Below are 16,761 nucleotides of genomic sequence, written 5' to 3' on the forward strand. Positions count from 1 at the left end.
TCATAGACATATTTTTTTATAAGTTATTAGTTGTGCTAATTAAGTCCCATGCTGCGCTTCGAATTCATTTCAAGCCTGAAATAACCTTAGCTATCCTTAATTCACTTTTCAAAAGGTGCCTATTTTACCACACCTTTTTATATTGTTACCTTTTTTTCTTGGTTACTTTTTAAGTTCTTTTATGTTTTCATTTATATATTCTTAAATTCTTATATTCTTTCATTCTTAACTTCTTATATTCTTAAGAATATATATTTTTATCTCTAGCATTTTGAACATGAATAAATGATAGTCATGCTTTTGCGAAAGCATTATATCAAAATATTTATCCATAAACATTTATGCTTTCCTAATTTCAGAATCCAGCAATTATATCTCTAAATTACTCTTCCATTTTCAAAATATATCTGCACTAGAAATAAGTAACATATTTTGTGGAGTGTTCATTAGAAATTGTGTTGGTAGTGCTTCTTGATTATAAGTTGTTCCAAATGTGCTTGTTCAGAGCTTGTCTTTGAAACAAGCATTTTGGGTACAACTTATAATCTTAGAAGCACTCAACAAAATTTCTTAGGAACCGGAATCAAAATATGTTTGTTATTTCGAAGGACTATTTTCCAAATGCTGCTGCCCAGTCTGCTTTGAATCTTTCTAATCCTTGATCTGTTAATGGGTGTTTTAGCATTTGCATTACTAAACTATAAGGCACTGTTGATATATCTGCGCCTGCTTTTGCTGCTTCTATTACATGAATTGGATTTCTTACGCTTGCTGCTATTATTTCTGTTTCTATTCCATGTACTGCAAATATTTCTGCTATATCTCTAACTAAATCCATACCTATCATTGAGATGTCATCTACTCTTCCAAGGAATGGGCTTACATATGTTGCTCCTGCATTTGCTGCAAGTAAGCTCTGAGTTGCTGAGAATATTAATGTTACATTTGTTTTAATTCCTTCACTAGCTAATACTTTAGTTGCCTTTAAACCTTCAGCTGTCATTGGAATCTTTACTATCATATTCTTATGAATTGCTGCAATTTCTCTTCCTTCTTTTATCATTCCTTCAGCATCTTCACTTACAACTTCTCCACTTATTGGTCCATCAACTATTTCTGTAATTTCTTTTATTACTTCATTGAAGTCTCTTCCTTCCTTTGCTATTAATGATGGATTTGTTGTTACACCACATATTACTCCCATTTCATTCGCTTCTTTAATGTGTTCTACATTTGCTGTATCTAAGAAAAATCTCATTTTAATCTACCCCTTTATTAATTATAATTCTTAAAACTATTATTCTACATTTATATGATTTTTTGCTGCTTCACTATCTGATAAGTTATCTCTTCTACTCATTAATAAACACAAATCATCTAATACTATATGGACAGATTGATCAAATAATGAACTTAGTAGTTGAATTGATGAAACACCGGTATCATTCTTTGTTTTTCCTGGAACCTCAAGTACAAACTCTGATACTTCTGCAAGTGGAGAATCCTTTTTACTTGTAACTCCAACTATAGTTAAGCCTAAATCTTTTGCTGCTTTTGCATTACTTAATGTATTTTTTGTTTTCCCAGAACCTGATATTGCAACATATATATCTCCCTTTTTTAGAGCTGGTGTAATTGTCTCTCCCATAACATAAGAATTATAACCAATATGCATCAAACGCATTGCAAATCCCTTTGCTTGAAATCCACTACGACCTTCGCCATCTACAAAAATCTTTCTTTCTTTTTGGAATACACCCATTATTTTTTTTATCTCTTCTTCATCAACTTTGCTTATTACATCTTTAATTTCTTCTAATATTTGATCTATTACTCTCATTTCCCCATTACTCCTCTAAACTCTTTTATTCTTTCTATCTTATCATCGGCACTGGTTATTGCTGACCCAACTATAACCAGTTCTATATTATATTTATTTAATTCTGGTATGGAATCTAATGTGATTCCTCCTGCAACCGCAATTCTTTTTATTGAAGGAAACTGTTCTTTAAATCTCTTTACTGTTTCACCTGGATTAGCTAACTTTTCTTTGTCAATAGATGCATGTATGCAATAAATAGCACTGCTGAAATGTGATATTTCATTAATTTTTTCATCTGAACATTCCAATAAATCTATCATCGTTGTTCCATTATATTGCTCAGAAACTTCATAACATTTTTCTATAGTTCCGAGTGATGCACTCCCCATAACAGTCAGGATATCAAATCCTTGTTTAAAACCTTGTTCAAATTCATACGCACCTTCATCACTTGTTTTTATATCTCCTAGTATTTGAGATTTACTTTTTGGGCTTGTTATGTCTTTTAATTTAAGAAGTCCATAGTCTTTTATTAAAGATGTTCCAATCTCAATAATATCTGCTAATCCATCAAAAGTTTTAACTAAGTTTTCTGCTTTCTCTAAAGACACCCTATCTATTGCAACCTGTAACTTCATTTTATCCTCCTTAAATTCTCATGAAACTTTTCTTTTATAATTTTTTAAAAAGTTATTTAATTCATCTACTGTTGGTAATCCCTCATTATCACTTAGGTGCATTACTTGAATCCCACCAATAGCGTTTCCTCTTTCTAAAATTTTATTATCTTCAAGATTTTCTAAAATTCCGCTAATAACTCCTGCTGCAAATCCATCTCCTGCTCCTACTGTATCTAAAACTGGAACTTCAAAGCTTGGACATTCAGCTTCTTTTATTTGTCCATTTTCTAATTTTTCCCTAGAATACGAACCGGTAGTTCCCATTTTTATAACTACCTTTTTTACACCTTTGTCTAAATAAAAATCAGCAATCTCTTCCTTGTAATCTTTTCCTGTAAATAATTTTCCTTCGCTGAAACCAGGTAATACAATATCTGATTTAAATGCTAACTCATTAGTCACTTGAATCATCTTTTCTTTGCTCTCCCATAATACGGGCCTTGGATTAGGGTCAAAAGTAACAAGCATACCATTTTCGTGAGCTTTTTCTATAGCTTTAAATGTTGTTTCTAAAGTTGTTTCGCTTAATGCTGGAAAAATTCCTGTGATATGAAGCACCTTTCCATCTGAAAAACTTATTTCATTTAAAATATCTTTAGTTATTCTTGATGCTGCCGCTCCTTTTCTAAAATATAGTACCTCTGGATCCCCCTCATCAGTTCTATTTTTAAATTGAAATCCTGTTGGTGCTTCTTTATATGCCTTTACAAAAGTTGTATCTATATTTTCATTTTCTAGATATTTCTTTACATATTGCCCAAATGGATCTTCTCCAACTTGGCTTATATATGTAACTGTATGTCCAAGTCTTCTTAGTCCCATAGCCACATTAAGTTCTGCTCCAGCAATTAACCTTGTAAAATGTTCTACGTTGCTAAGATGTTCTTTAGTATCTGCTAAAAACATTACCATTGGTTCACCAATTGTAATAATCTCACTCATTTTTTTCACCCTTTCCGTTGCCAATCTATAGCAAAATTTTTCTTACTTCCTCTAATTCTCCTCGTATATCTTCATTTCTAATTGGATATTCGATGATTACTGGTACATTATTAGATAACTTCTTTAAAATTGCCTTCCAATTAATTTGTCCTTTTGACAGTAAAGTTGTAGTAGGCTTATTATTTAGAAACTCTATATTTTTTAAATGAAATACTGTAATAGCTGAACGTAAAATATCAAATGCATTTTCAGGATCTTCATTCTGCCAATACCAATTTCCTAAGTCGAAAGTATATCCGATTGGTAATGAATTTTTGTTTATAATATCAATAGCATCTATTACACATTTTAAATTTCCATTTTCAGGAGTTTGATCATTTTCTATTGTTACTTTAATATCAAATTTATAAATAATATCTCTTAATTTTTTTATTTCATCTAAGCTTAACTCTACTAAGTCACCTATATTGAATTTTATGTGACTTGCCCCCATCAGTTTTGCTTCCTCAAAATAAACATTAATCTCTGGATTTAATTTTTTTTCGCAAGCTACTTTCTCCGGAACTGAATAATATAATTCTATTCCAAATTCTTTAGCTAATTTATTTATAATCGGAATTTCTTCCGCTAAGTTCTTTAGACATTCTCTTCTTATTTCAGCTATATGAACACCTAATGCCTCTATTTGCTCTAATATTTGTTCTTGTTTTATCCCTTTATCTAATTCATTTTTAAATACTAATAAATTTATACCTAGTTGATTCATAACTATCCCCACTTATTTTTTTATATTTCTTGTTGAGTAATTTAGATGTATTTTAACCGGTATTTCTTCTAAGATAAAATCATCTTTTCTACTTCCATCTATTCTTTCAAATAGTAGCTTAGCTGCTCTTTCTCCCATTTCATATGGGTTCTCATCTATTGATGTAATTCCTGGACCAATTAATCGGGCCCATTTCTCCTCAGCAAAACCAAATATACCAATATCTGCTCCAATTCTTATATTTAAATCATATAAGCATTCTATAAGAACCTTTAAAATTTCATCATTATTTGCAAAGAAACAGATATTTTTATCTTTATTTTTATTTAGAATATTTTCTATTATTTCTTTTATATCATTTATATCATTTTTTTTGATAATATTAGTTTCTCCTGACGTATTTGCATTTCTAGATAGAAATTCTTCCATTGCTTTCTTTCTCTCTATTCTTGAACTTATCCCATTTATGTCTTCTGAAAAATATACATAATGATCATAATCATTCTTTAGTAACTCATCTAATATGTTTCTTGTTACCTCTGCATTATTCATTGTCACCGAATCATAAATTAATGGATTTATAAATCTATCCAATAATACTATTGGTTTAAAATTATCACTATCCTTAAACTCTTGTAAATATTTATAGTTATTACCCGTAGTATTAACTAGTAAACCATCAACTTGGCTATCTAACAGGGATTCTATGTTCTCTCTTTCTCTCTCTGCTAGATTGTCAGCATTTGTTACAAGTAGCTGATAATTATTTGCTCTACATACGTCATTTATTCCTTTAATTAGTAATGAAGAAAATGGGTTTCCTATATCTGCAATTGTTACCCCAATTATATTGGAATTTTTAGCTTTTAGTGTTTGAGCTATACGATTTGGCCTATATTTTAATACTTTAATTGCTTCATCTATTTTTTCTTGAGTTTCCTGTGACATAAATTCAAAATTTTTGTTTAGATATCTAGATATTGTTGTCTTAGAGACTCCTACATAAGCAGCAACATCTGCAATTGTTACGTTCTTTTGTTTATCTGTAGAATTTTTCAGCATAACTTATTCCTCCATTCAATACTTTTATTATCAATCTTAACTGTCAAAGATTCAATAATTTATGCTACTATTCTCTATTTTTCTTTAACATATTTATTAATCAACTCAATCAGATTAAATCGCTTTAACAATCATATTCACTATTAGTTTATCGTTTTAGTTTACCGGTTTCTAAAGTGACAATATAATGTTAAGACTTTCACCAAAAAATGTCAAGCCATTACACGATCATTTATATATTAATCTGATTAAGTTTATTATTCTAGATATCCTTTACAAAAACTTTAAATAAAAGACTTACCTCTATCTCTTAAATATTAGGTCTAGTTTATATAAGATTCTTTTTATACTATAAATTCAATAACCTAATGAATTACTAATTTATGAAACCTCTACTGCATTTTCTATTTTATTCGATGCCTTAGAAGTTTTAACCGCAATCATTAGAAATACTGATAATAAAAGTGACCCTGACATAAATATATATGATGCATCTACTGAGCCTGTTATACCATTCAAATATCCTACGACATATGAGCCTGCAAATGATCCTAGTGCACCCATACTATTGATTAAGGCACTTGCTCCTCCAGATACATTCTTAGGTAATATTTCTGTAATTATTGCAAAAAACGGACCATAAGGTGCATACATAACCCCTCCTGCAATTACAAGTAAAATATATGATAGCCAAAAGTTTGAAGTCCCAATTAAATATGAACCAAAAAATGCAAATGTACCTATTAATAAGTATGCCCAAACAAATGTCTTTCTATTTCCGGTACGATCTGAATAATAAGACGATACTAACATCAATACTACTGCTAAAGCATATGGCAATGATGATAGCCAACCGGCTGAAACAATGCTAATTTGAGGACTTGCCTTTAGAATAGATGGTAACCACATTACAAAACCGTAAACACCTATACTCCAGAAAAAATATTGAAATGATAAAATTATTACCTTAGGTGATTTAAATGCTTCTCTATAATTTTTTACTGGTTTTATGCCTTTTTGTTCTTCTTCCATCACCATATCAATATCTTTCTTTTCCTGTTCAGTTAACCATTTTGCTTCCTTTGGTTTATTATCTGAAAGTTTCAACCAGAAGAACGCCCATAAAATTGGTGGTATTCCTTCAAGTATAAACATCCATCTCCATCCTACAGAATTTACTAAATATCCTGATACAATAGACATCCATAAAACAGTAGCTGGATTACCTAAAATTAGAAATGTATTTGCTCTTGAACGTTCTTTTTTTGTAAACCAATTACTTAAAAAAATCAACATAGCTGGCATAACAGCACTTTCAATTATTCCAAGTATGAATCTAGTAACCATTAAAACTTTTACATTCGTTATCAAGCCATTTGAAGCAGCTAATATCCCCCAGAATATTAAACTCCAAAAAACTAATTTTTTAGCACTTTTCTTTTCTGCAAACCATGCTGCTGGTACTTGAAAAAAGAAATATCCTAAGAAAAATAAGGCGGATAGAAGTGATGCTATCGATGCTGTAATATGCAAAGATTCACCCATACCTCCTGCAACACCAAAACTATAATTTGCACGATCCAAGTAAGCTAGGCTATAAGTAATAAATGCTACTGGTATTAATCTTTTCCACCTTTTAGAAGTTAATTGAATACTTGATTTATCCATTTCATATCCTCCCATAATAATCATTTTAATTTCCATATAATTTAATAATTAAAAACAATTTTAGCTTTATTGTGCCAATCATTTGTTCAATTTATAAAATTTATTATTCCTTCAGCGAGTTTATAATAATATCGATTATCTTCTTACATTCCCCCTATGCTTATTACGCTACTTCAAATATTTTTGACTTTTTAAACTTAAGTTTAAATTTCAATATTTTTTATGCTTTAGCTTTAGTTTATCGTTTTAGTTAACCGGTTTCTAAACTTAATATAATGTTAACGCTTTCACCAAAAGATGTCAAGTAGTATTTATAAAAAGTTAAAATCAATTATCTGTATAATAAAAAAGCCACTATAGTTCTAGAAGGCTTTATTCCAGAACATAGCGGTTTAATATTCTCCATACAAATTATATAAATTTACTTTTAATATTTTTTGTTCTCTAAATTCAAAGCCTTATAAATAGCTTTAGCAACTCCAGCATTGTCATTGGTATCAGTTATATACTTGGCTATTTCTTTTATTTCCGGTACTGCATTTTCCATAGCAACGGATTCAGTAAATTCAGTAAACATTGAGTAATCATTAAAACTATCCCCAATAACCATTACTTCATCTCTTTTTATCCCCATTTTTTCCGCAACTCTTGCTAATATTAATCCCTTTTGTGCATTTTTATTATTTATTTCTATATTTTTAGTAAAAGTTGATGCTATAGCAAGTTCCCCTATTGATTCCAATTTGTTCTTTACCTTTTTAGTTGTCTCTTCATCGTTATAAAATGCAACAAATTTTCCTATCTTAACATTACTATTCAAAAAATCGTTTATATCTTTAACATATTTTAAATTAATAAAATGAGGATGATTTTTAGCCATTTCCATAGCATCTTCAAAAGTTGTTTCTGGGTCGAATACCATAATTCTGTATGCAACTTCAGTTAATGCTTCCTCTCTTGTATTCACACTATATAATCCATCATTAGTATAAATTTCAGCTATAATTTTTTCCTTTAATATCATATCTATAATTTCTCTTGCTTGCTTAATATCAATGTAAATTCCTTCTAATACCTTTCCATTCTCATCTATGTATTCTCCGCCATTTAGAACGACACATTGACATTTTAAATTAGATTCATCAAGTAGGGGTTTAACATCTTCATACATTCTTCCAGTAGAAATTGCAAATTTCACTCCCATTTTCTCAGCCACTTTTATAGCTTCTATATTTTCCTTTGATATCTTATGATTGCTATTAAGCAGTGTTCCATCCATATCAGCTGCAATAAGTTTTATCATCCCTTAATCCCTCCATACTCGTTTATATATTCTACAACATGTATTTACTCAAAATTTTCTTGTAAAATATTTACCTATAATTTCTATTATATACTATAATACAAAAAAAATAAGGCTAAAGATACTTCTTCTCTAGCCTCAAATTCTAAATAGAATTAATTATTAATTTTATTCTCTTCTATTTATTTATATTATTTTTTCATTTATTTTATTATAACTAGTGCCATAATTTCTTACAAACATAAACTATCTTAAGTAAGATGAACGCATCTATATCATACTTTTTTCTCATGTATATTTACATATAACTGTGCATATTGCAATTTATATAGAAATTAAATCTTTAACGCTAAAATTAACATTAAGATCATAATTTTCATTTATGTTCTTATATTTTATTTTAGTTGTTTTTTGTTCTATATCAAAATACCAACCTTCTTCGCTTAATTCCCATTCTTTTATATCTAGGAACATGGCAAGCTTTTTATCTCTTAAGTTAACTTGAACTGGAGCTATATCCTTACATATTAAATCTATATTAATTTCTTTAGGCTGCTTGTCATATCCGCCTTCTTTTTCAAATGCAATTTTAACACTATTTTCTCTCTTCACTGATATTAACGTCTTTAAGTATTCACCATTTTTGTAGTTATTAGTTACACCATCGTCTTCATATAATACAAAGCTTGATTCCTCTGATGGCTCTATTAGAAGCTTAAGTGTTTCTATTGAATCATTATTAATATTAGTTAAGCCTTCAGCAATTGGAATTATTGCTCCACTTCTAAAGAACATAGGAATTGAGTTTAATGAAACTTCAACTTCAATCGTCTGTCCACCTTCATATGTCTGTTTTGTATCCCAATCAAACCAAGCAGCTCCTTCAGGTAAATATACTTTTCTTGTTTTTGCACCTTTTTCTAGGACGTTTGCAATCAAAATAGAACTTCCAAGCATAAAATCAAAGCTTTCCTCAAGTAATTTTTTATCATCTTGGAATTCATATATTAAAGGCCTCATAATTGGTGATCCTTCTTTAGATGCTTCAAATAACAATGAATATAAGTATGGTACTAATTTATATCTAAGTTTTATAGCTTCTTTTATATATTTTGTATAAGATGGATACATCCATGGTTCTGTAACAGTATTATCAGTATTACAAGAATGAACTGAAAACCTTGGTTGGAATATTCCGTTTTGAACCCATCTTACAAATAGCTCTGGCTCAGGTGCTGGTCCAAAAAATCCTCCTATGTCACAGCCTTGATTTGCAACTCCTGAAAGTCCCATTCCAAGCATTACTGGAATATTGAATTTTAAACTCTTCCAGCTTGTATTATTATCTCCAGCCCATGTTTGAGCATAACGTTGAATCCCTGCAAATCCAGCCCTATTCACTATATATGGTCTTATATTTGGATAAACTTCTGCGACTGTTTCCTTTGCCATAAGTGCCATTAAATTTGGCATTATTGGTCTTAAACCACTTATTTCTTTCTTCATGCCCTCGAAATGACAAATTGCTTCCGTATTATTTATTTCATACTCATTGTTATCATTCCATATAGATGTGATTCCTAGTGAAACTAAAGATTCTTTTAAATGCTTTTTCCATAATTCTCTTCCCTTAGGATTTGTAAAATCTACAAAAGAAGCTTGACCTCCCCAATATCTATCTGTTTGAGATTTTTCTCCTTCGTCATCCTTTATATAAGCCCCGGCTTCATCAAATTCTTTGTATAGCGGATTAGAAATTAACATACCTGGTTTTATGTTAGGTGCCACACAAGCCCCTTTTTCCTTCACTTGTCTTACAAAATCTTCAGGGTTTTTGAATCTATCATAATTCCAATTGAATACATATCTTTTTCCATCTTTCCCTGTAGTATATCCTGATGACATAAAGAAACCATCACAAGGGATTCCTTCTTCTTTACATCTATCTAAAAATCGTAAGATAGCTTTATCTGAATCTTTATCTAATTCTGTGTAATACATAGTTGATCCCATATATCCTAAAGAATACTTTGTAGACATTGCAGTTTTTCCTGTTAAATCAGTATAATTTCTTACCACATCTTTGATTTTAGGTCCATAAATGAAAAATGCATCTAATTCTCCACCATCAGCACAGAAATAACTGTATTTATTCCAATATCCACTTCTTTCACATCCCATATCAAAAGTAGAATCATAAGAATTGTTATAGAATATTCCGCTAGCTATGCTATTTTTATTATTAAATTTTATATAAAAAGGTATATGCTTATATAATGGATCTGTATGTTCTGAATCATAACCTATAGTATCTACATTATGCATTCTCATTCTTCTCTTTTTCTTATTTAAATACCCAGCCTTTTCCCCAAATCCATAAAAATAATCTTCATCATCCATACATGAATAATGATAAAGTCTTCCTAATCTATCTTTTACATATGATTTTTCTTTTAAATCTGAATGTAGTATATTCCCTTGCTTATCTGTAATCTCTACTCCAAAAGGTTCTTTATAAATATTTATATTTAAACTTTTTGTAGCTAATACAATATAATTACCTAAATCTTCATAACTACTGCTAATTGCTTCTACTTGTTTTCTTTCATCTTTTAATAACTTGTCCATTTTATCTTTCCAAGCTGTCATAACTAAAGCATATGATGCTTCTTCTTGAAACTCCTCATCAAAAGTACAGCGAACTCTTACTATATTATCATTTAAAAGTATAATTCTATATTTAGCTGCATTAGTAGTGATTTCTAAATAATTATCAATATTTTTTAGACTTATAATTTTATTACTTATCTTCATAATGCTATCTCCTAGTATATTTATTTTATAATTTTTACCCTATTTACAATATAAGCCTCGTCTTATCAACTATTTTAGCGAATTGAGAAATGCTTATCTACTTCTCAATAATACAGTTCACAAAATCTATGACTCCATCTTCAACTTCATCTCTAATATCTAAATAATATTGTATTTCATGACGATATCCCGAATAAACTTTTGTCTTTACCATGTGCCCTGTTTCTGCAAGCCAATTCGACACAGCATAAACACCTTCTCCGTACAGACCAACTGGATCTTTATCTCCTGCAATATTGTAAACTTTAATTGATGTCGGCACTTTCTCTGCCCACTTAACACCAACAATATCATTCATTAAATTTGCAAAATAATATAGTGAACGTATATTAGGCTGCATTAGAAGATCACTATATATATCTCTTGCATGGTCTGCATTTACATCAGGATCACCACATGCCCATGTATTTGAAGTAACAGGATTTTCTTCATAACGTTCTGTTTTCCACATCCATCCCATGAGCATCTCTAAGCAAGAAGGATCAACTTCTTCTCCTCTACCTTCATCTATTAAATTTTTAAAAACAGGTATTACTGAACTTGCTGTTGGAATTACTCCTGAAGTTCCACATAAAATCAAACCATCAATTCCTTTTCCATAAATGGTAGCATAACATCTTGCAACCATCGATCCCATGCTATGCCCAAACATAAAATAAGGTAAATCTGGATATTCTTCTTGAACAATTTTACGAAGTGAATGTTCATCTTCTACCATTGTCATATAACCTTTATCTCCCCAATCACTCCAATTGTCCGAAACATAAGCGGTTTTTCCATGTCCTACATGATCATCCGCAGCAACTATAAACCCTGCGTCATTCAATTTTAATATCATGTGCATATATCTACGTGAATGTTCATGATAACCATGCACAAGCTGGATAATTCCCCTTGGTTTACAAAAAGGAGTATAAATCCAAGCTTGTACCATGTCCCTCTTATTAAATGATTCAAAACTTTTTTCTTGAAATGCCATAAGAAAGCCTCCTTAAATTCTATATATTTTTTCAATTCAATTTCCAAATAATTATTTTCATATACAAATAATGTTTATTTCATTATTGGTATATAGCTAATTTTAAACTTTAACATATTAGATAAACATATTTACATGGCTTATAATTCTTAGAATTGACATCTTCACTAGAAATAATAAATATTTTTGTGCAGAAGGCATTTTAAAATGAGCTGCTAAAGGTTCTTAGTTGTAAGTTGTTCCAATTTAGCTTGTCACGCTGAAAGCGGGATCATGATGAATTGGGTACAACTTGCAACTTAGTACCTTAAGCGACATTTTCATAGTCCTTCGAAATAAAAATATTTATTATTTCGGTGAGTCATAGCATAAGTCCAGATTTAAGTATCAAGTCTTATTCGTCTCCCATGCCAATTAAGTCAAATCTTTCACAAGAAATTATAATTTCAAATTCTTTCTTTGCTGGTTTCTTGCATTTTACTAATACTGTTCTGTCTGATAATTCGTAGTACCATCCTTGTTCTGCTTTTTCCCAAGATGATTTATTTAAGAAACGAGGTATTTGTTCATTATCTACAGAAGCCCAATATGCACCTTTATCTTTACTTACTAATTTAATTGTAAGATCAGATATTCCACTTTCATAACTTCCTGTTGTTTTGAAAGAAATTTTCTTACGTGCTCCACCGCTTACATTAATTTCTGTATTTTCATATATACCTTTTTCAAAATCATTAGTTACACCATCATCATTATAGAAATTGAAGCTTCTTTCTGCTTCTCCTCCTATTAAAATGTCTAATGTCTTCATCTTATCAGTAGTAATATGCTTTACTTCTTCATTTGTTATGAAAATTCCATCTCCTCTTAAGAACATAGGAATGCTGTTAAGGGTAACTGGAATTTCTATTTCTTGTCCGCCTTTATATGCAGCCATATTGTTATTCATATCATACCAAGTACAGCCTTCTGGCAAGTAAAGTTTTCTATACTTCGCTCCCTTTTCCAATACATTTGCAACTAAAACAGATGGCCCAAACATAAATGTCATATATTGATCATCATAACAATTAACATCATCTTGGAATTCCATGAGTAATGGACGCATTATCGATTTACCAGTAGTATGAGCTTCATACATTAAAGAATATAGATATGGTAACATTCTATAACGCTGACTATATGCATTACGTACAAATTCATTATTTTCTTCATACATCCATGGCTGAGTAACAGTATTATCATTATTGGCTGAATTAATGCAGAATCTTGGCTGGAATATACCATTTTGAATCCATCTTAGTAATAGTTCTCCTTCTGGAGCACCTCCTGCAAAGCCCCCGATATCACAACCTGTATTTGCTACTCCTGATAACCCCATTCCAACAATAGTTGCTATATTAAATTTTAATGTACGCCAGTCTGTCAAATTATCTCCTGCCCATGTTTGTGCATACCTTTGAATACCTGCAAATCCAGCACGGTTTATAATATATGGACGGCGGTTTGGATAAAGTTCAGCTACAGCTTGCTTTCCAACATAAGCCATTAAATTAGAATGCATTATTTTAAGTTCCGCCATAGTGCCTGGTTTTCCATCAAAATCACATACAGCATTACGATCCTCTATTCCATCATATTCACAGTTGTCATTCCAAACGGTTATAGTTCCTTTGCTTAAAATATTTTCTTTAAGTAGCTTCTTCCACGTTTCTCTACCTGATGGCTTAGTAAAATCTACAAATCTTCCAACACCACCCCACCAACGGCCATTATAATCTCCTTTTCCATCTGGATTTTTAATAAATACATCATTTTCTTCAAATTCTTTTTTATAAGGATGCTTAGCTAAAATCCCTGGTTTTAAATTTGGTATAACATTAAGACCCATTTCATTCATTTTTTCCATAAATTCATCTGAATTCGGAAATCTCTTTTTGTTCCAATTGAAAATATATCTTAAATTATCTTCTTCTCCAGAAGAATACCCAGATGCTAATTTAAAGTTGTCTATATACATTTTTTCATCAAAATGCTTTTTAATTACTTCATATATTTCCTTATCGCAATCTTTTTCAAGTTCAGCATAATACATTGTAGAAGCTGTATAACCTAAGCTTTGTTTAGGAGGCATTGCCTGCTTTCCTGTAAGTTTTGTGTAATTATCTAAGACTTGTTCAACTTTTGGTCCATTGATAAAGAATAGATCAATGTCTCCTCCATCAGCTTGATAATAACTATAACGAGGCCAGTATCCACTAATTTCATTACCCATATCAAATACTGAATCATAGGAATTATGATAGAAAAGTCCAATGGCATGATGATTATTGTTATTTAACTTAATATAAAATGGGATATGTTTATATAAAGGATCTCCAAATTCAGGATCATGCCCAATTGCATCTTTAGGCGACATACGCATTCTTCTACCCATTTTATCTAACTTTCCAGTCTTTTCACCAAATCCGTAAAAATGATCATTTTGTAAATCAACTTCATTATAATGATAAATTCTTCCTAGTTGATCACATTCAAAAGCTCTATCTGCAAGATCACTATATAACTTTTCTCCATTTAATTTATATATAGAAAAATGTAATGGTGATTTAGCTAGTACTAATTTTAATGTTTTTGTATAAAATATAATTTCTTTTTCATTTTCTTCAAAAGGAATATCTAATGCTTCTATTCTTTCACGTTCTTCTGCAAGTAAAGAATCAAAACGATCCTCCCATGCAGTCGTAACCAATGTATAAGATGCTTCCTCAAACTTTCTATCAAAAGAAGCTCTAACACGTATAATATCATCTGACATAAAAATTATTTTTATATCTGCGGTATCCCCCTTCACTAAATAACCATTCTGTATTCTATTTATAGACATAAATTCCTTTAATAACATGTAACTTCCTCCTAAACTACTAATTTATACTTATTAATCTATCAACAACATATTAAGGCGTAGATTGCCCGTTTATAAACTTGTTATATAGGTTGTTCAATTATGATTTTTTTCAACAACTGTCAAAACTCAATTATTTAACAACCTATATCTATATAACATTATAAGAGTAGCAAAATAACTTAACTGATACTATTCATTAAATTATCTTGTGTAAAATTCTGTTTCCAAACATCCTCATATTTATATCCAGTAAGACTTTCAACAACTTCTTTTGTGTTTGAGTCAACATCATCTTTTAAACCACCATTTTTCAAACGTTCAACTTCATCTATTAATATCTGATGAGTTTCTTTATTAAGCTTAAAAGTAAATGCAAGTATTAATGATAATGCAAACAAACCAACACATCCAATAAGTAAAACATATCCAATAATCTGTACTGTTTGAGGAGATTGAACCTCTTGACCTTTAACAAATCCTCCTTCTTGCAACACAACACCGATTAAAAATGTAGCAATGGCTACAGTGCTCTTTCTAGTAAAAGTCATAACTGCTGCAAAAAGTCCCTCTCTTCTTTTCATCGAAACAATTTCATCAACATCAGGAATAAATGGGAACACTGTCCAAGGAGTTAGAACCGCCAAGGATCTAAATGCAAAGTAAACTATAGATATTCCAAGTAAAATAGCAGTCTTAGCTTCAGGATCAGCTAAATAAACTCCATAATATGCTAGTACACTTAATATCATAAATGTATACGTAATCTTATATAATTTAGTAGGTCCAAGTTTTAAAAATAAAATTCCACCTATAATTGTTCCTGGTATACCAATAATGCTAAATGAAAGCAAATATGCACCAAAAGATGATGAAACCTTTAAATTATAAACACAGAAAAATAAAAATACAGCATTAAATATATCCCCAGCAGTAAACGATAATAAATAAAGTCCTAAATGTTTCCTGAAACTTTTTAGCTTAAATGTAGATGCATATTCCCCAAGCACTTTTAAGTAATCACTAAAATTCCTATTCCCTTTAGATTGAGATGCAGCCAATAATTCTTGCTCCATCGCTGGTGTAATTTCTCTTTCCCAAGTCGCTTTATATGTTATAAATATACAAATCGCATACAATATTGCAAAAAATAATCCATTATAGAAATATGCATAAGGATTCTTTTGGCCAAAATGTCCAATCAATTGTGCAGGAACAAAGGTCCCTAAGAACTGACCTAAAGAAGAAATAACTAATCTGCAAGTAGAAATTTTAGTTCTATCAGAGTAGTTAGTTGTCATTTCAGTCGGTAGTGTTTCCCATGGAATTAATACCATGGCTGCAACTATTTCAAATAATAAATAGCAACTTAAATAAAACCAGTAATTCATTCCTATTGTCCATATTAATACATAAATTGCCATTAATGGCGCTCCAATTAATAAAAAGAAACGACGTCTTCCAAATATCTTTCCAAGCTTAGTTTTATAAAAATTATCAGATATACTCCCTATAAAAAGACTGGCAATTGCATCTACAAAACGAGCAACCGCAACAATAGATGCCCCTTGTATAGGTGTAAGTCCACAATAAGTTGTATAGAAAAACAATAAGAAAGCTCCAATTATTGTAAAGGCTCCGCCGCCCATTATATCAACTAATCCATATCCAATACATCTAGGTAAAGTAATCTTTTTATCTTTTATAGACATATAATCTACCTCTTTCTTTAATTAATATTTTTAATTAGCAATCTTCTA

Annotated in this window: 12 protein-coding genes; all 12 read right to left on the reverse strand. The window is 30.3% G+C overall.

Annotated elements, in window-relative coordinates:
- Positions 1 to 610: 610 nt before the first annotated feature.
- The gene (gene fsa, locus L1S46_RS00005; RefSeq protein WP_023975892.1) at positions 611 to 1,258 is read right to left on the reverse strand and encodes a fructose-6-phosphate aldolase; all 648 of its coding nucleotides are present in this window, start codon (positions 1,256 to 1,258) and stop codon (positions 611 to 613) included.
- Positions 1,259 to 1,297: 39 nt separating this feature from the next.
- Positions 1,298 to 1,840 (reverse strand): 6-phospho-3-hexuloisomerase, encoded by a 543-nt coding sequence (gene hxlB, locus L1S46_RS00010; RefSeq protein ID WP_238898721.1) that lies wholly within the window; start codon positions 1,838 to 1,840, stop codon positions 1,298 to 1,300.
- Positions 1,837 to 2,460: an orotidine 5'-phosphate decarboxylase / HUMPS family protein gene (locus L1S46_RS00015; protein WP_238898723.1), complete on the reverse strand. Its 624-nt coding sequence runs from the start codon at positions 2,458 to 2,460 to the stop codon at positions 1,837 to 1,839. Before L1S46_RS00015 ends, hxlB begins: the two co-directional genes overlap by 4 nt.
- An 18-nt stretch (positions 2,461 to 2,478) precedes the next feature.
- Positions 2,479 to 3,444 (reverse strand): sugar kinase, encoded by a 966-nt coding sequence (locus L1S46_RS00020; protein ID WP_238898725.1) that lies wholly within the window; start codon positions 3,442 to 3,444, stop codon positions 2,479 to 2,481.
- A 25-nt stretch (positions 3,445 to 3,469) separates the two neighbouring features.
- Positions 3,470 to 4,210 (reverse strand): sugar phosphate isomerase/epimerase, encoded by a 741-nt coding sequence (locus tag L1S46_RS00025; RefSeq protein ID WP_238898727.1) that lies wholly within the window; start codon positions 4,208 to 4,210, stop codon positions 3,470 to 3,472.
- Between the two features lie 12 nt (positions 4,211 to 4,222).
- A complete protein-coding gene (locus L1S46_RS00030; protein WP_023975897.1) occupies positions 4,223 to 5,272 on the reverse strand; it encodes a LacI family DNA-binding transcriptional regulator in 1,050 nt (349 codons plus the stop codon).
- Between the two features lie 381 nt (positions 5,273 to 5,653).
- Entirely contained in the window at positions 5,654 to 6,940 is a 1,287-nt protein-coding gene (locus L1S46_RS00035) for an MFS transporter (protein ID WP_017209794.1), read from the reverse strand.
- Positions 6,941 to 7,367: 427 nt separating this feature from the next.
- The gene (locus L1S46_RS00040) at positions 7,368 to 8,243 is read right to left on the reverse strand and encodes a Cof-type HAD-IIB family hydrolase (RefSeq protein ID WP_238898730.1); all 876 of its coding nucleotides are present in this window, start codon (positions 8,241 to 8,243) and stop codon (positions 7,368 to 7,370) included.
- A 324-nt stretch (positions 8,244 to 8,567) separates the two neighbouring features.
- The gene (locus tag L1S46_RS00045) at positions 8,568 to 11,057 is read right to left on the reverse strand and encodes a TIM-barrel domain-containing protein (protein ID WP_238898732.1); all 2,490 of its coding nucleotides are present in this window, start codon (positions 11,055 to 11,057) and stop codon (positions 8,568 to 8,570) included.
- A gap of 97 nt (positions 11,058 to 11,154) precedes the next feature.
- Positions 11,155 to 12,096, reverse strand: coding sequence for an alpha/beta fold hydrolase (locus tag L1S46_RS00050; protein ID WP_238898734.1), 942 nt, complete (start codon positions 12,094 to 12,096; stop codon positions 11,155 to 11,157).
- Between the two features lie 394 nt (positions 12,097 to 12,490).
- A complete protein-coding gene (locus tag L1S46_RS00055; RefSeq protein ID WP_238898736.1) occupies positions 12,491 to 15,001 on the reverse strand; it encodes a TIM-barrel domain-containing protein in 2,511 nt (836 codons plus the stop codon).
- Positions 15,002 to 15,183: 182 nt separating this feature from the next.
- The gene (locus tag L1S46_RS00060) at positions 15,184 to 16,713 is read right to left on the reverse strand and encodes an MFS transporter (protein WP_012060810.1); all 1,530 of its coding nucleotides are present in this window, start codon (positions 16,711 to 16,713) and stop codon (positions 15,184 to 15,186) included.
- Between the last annotated feature and the right edge of the window lie 48 nt (positions 16,714 to 16,761).

This window comes from Clostridium sp. YIM B02500 (assembly GCF_022324665.1).
Classification (GTDB): Bacteria; Bacillota; Clostridia; order Clostridiales; family Clostridiaceae; genus Clostridium; species Clostridium beijerinckii.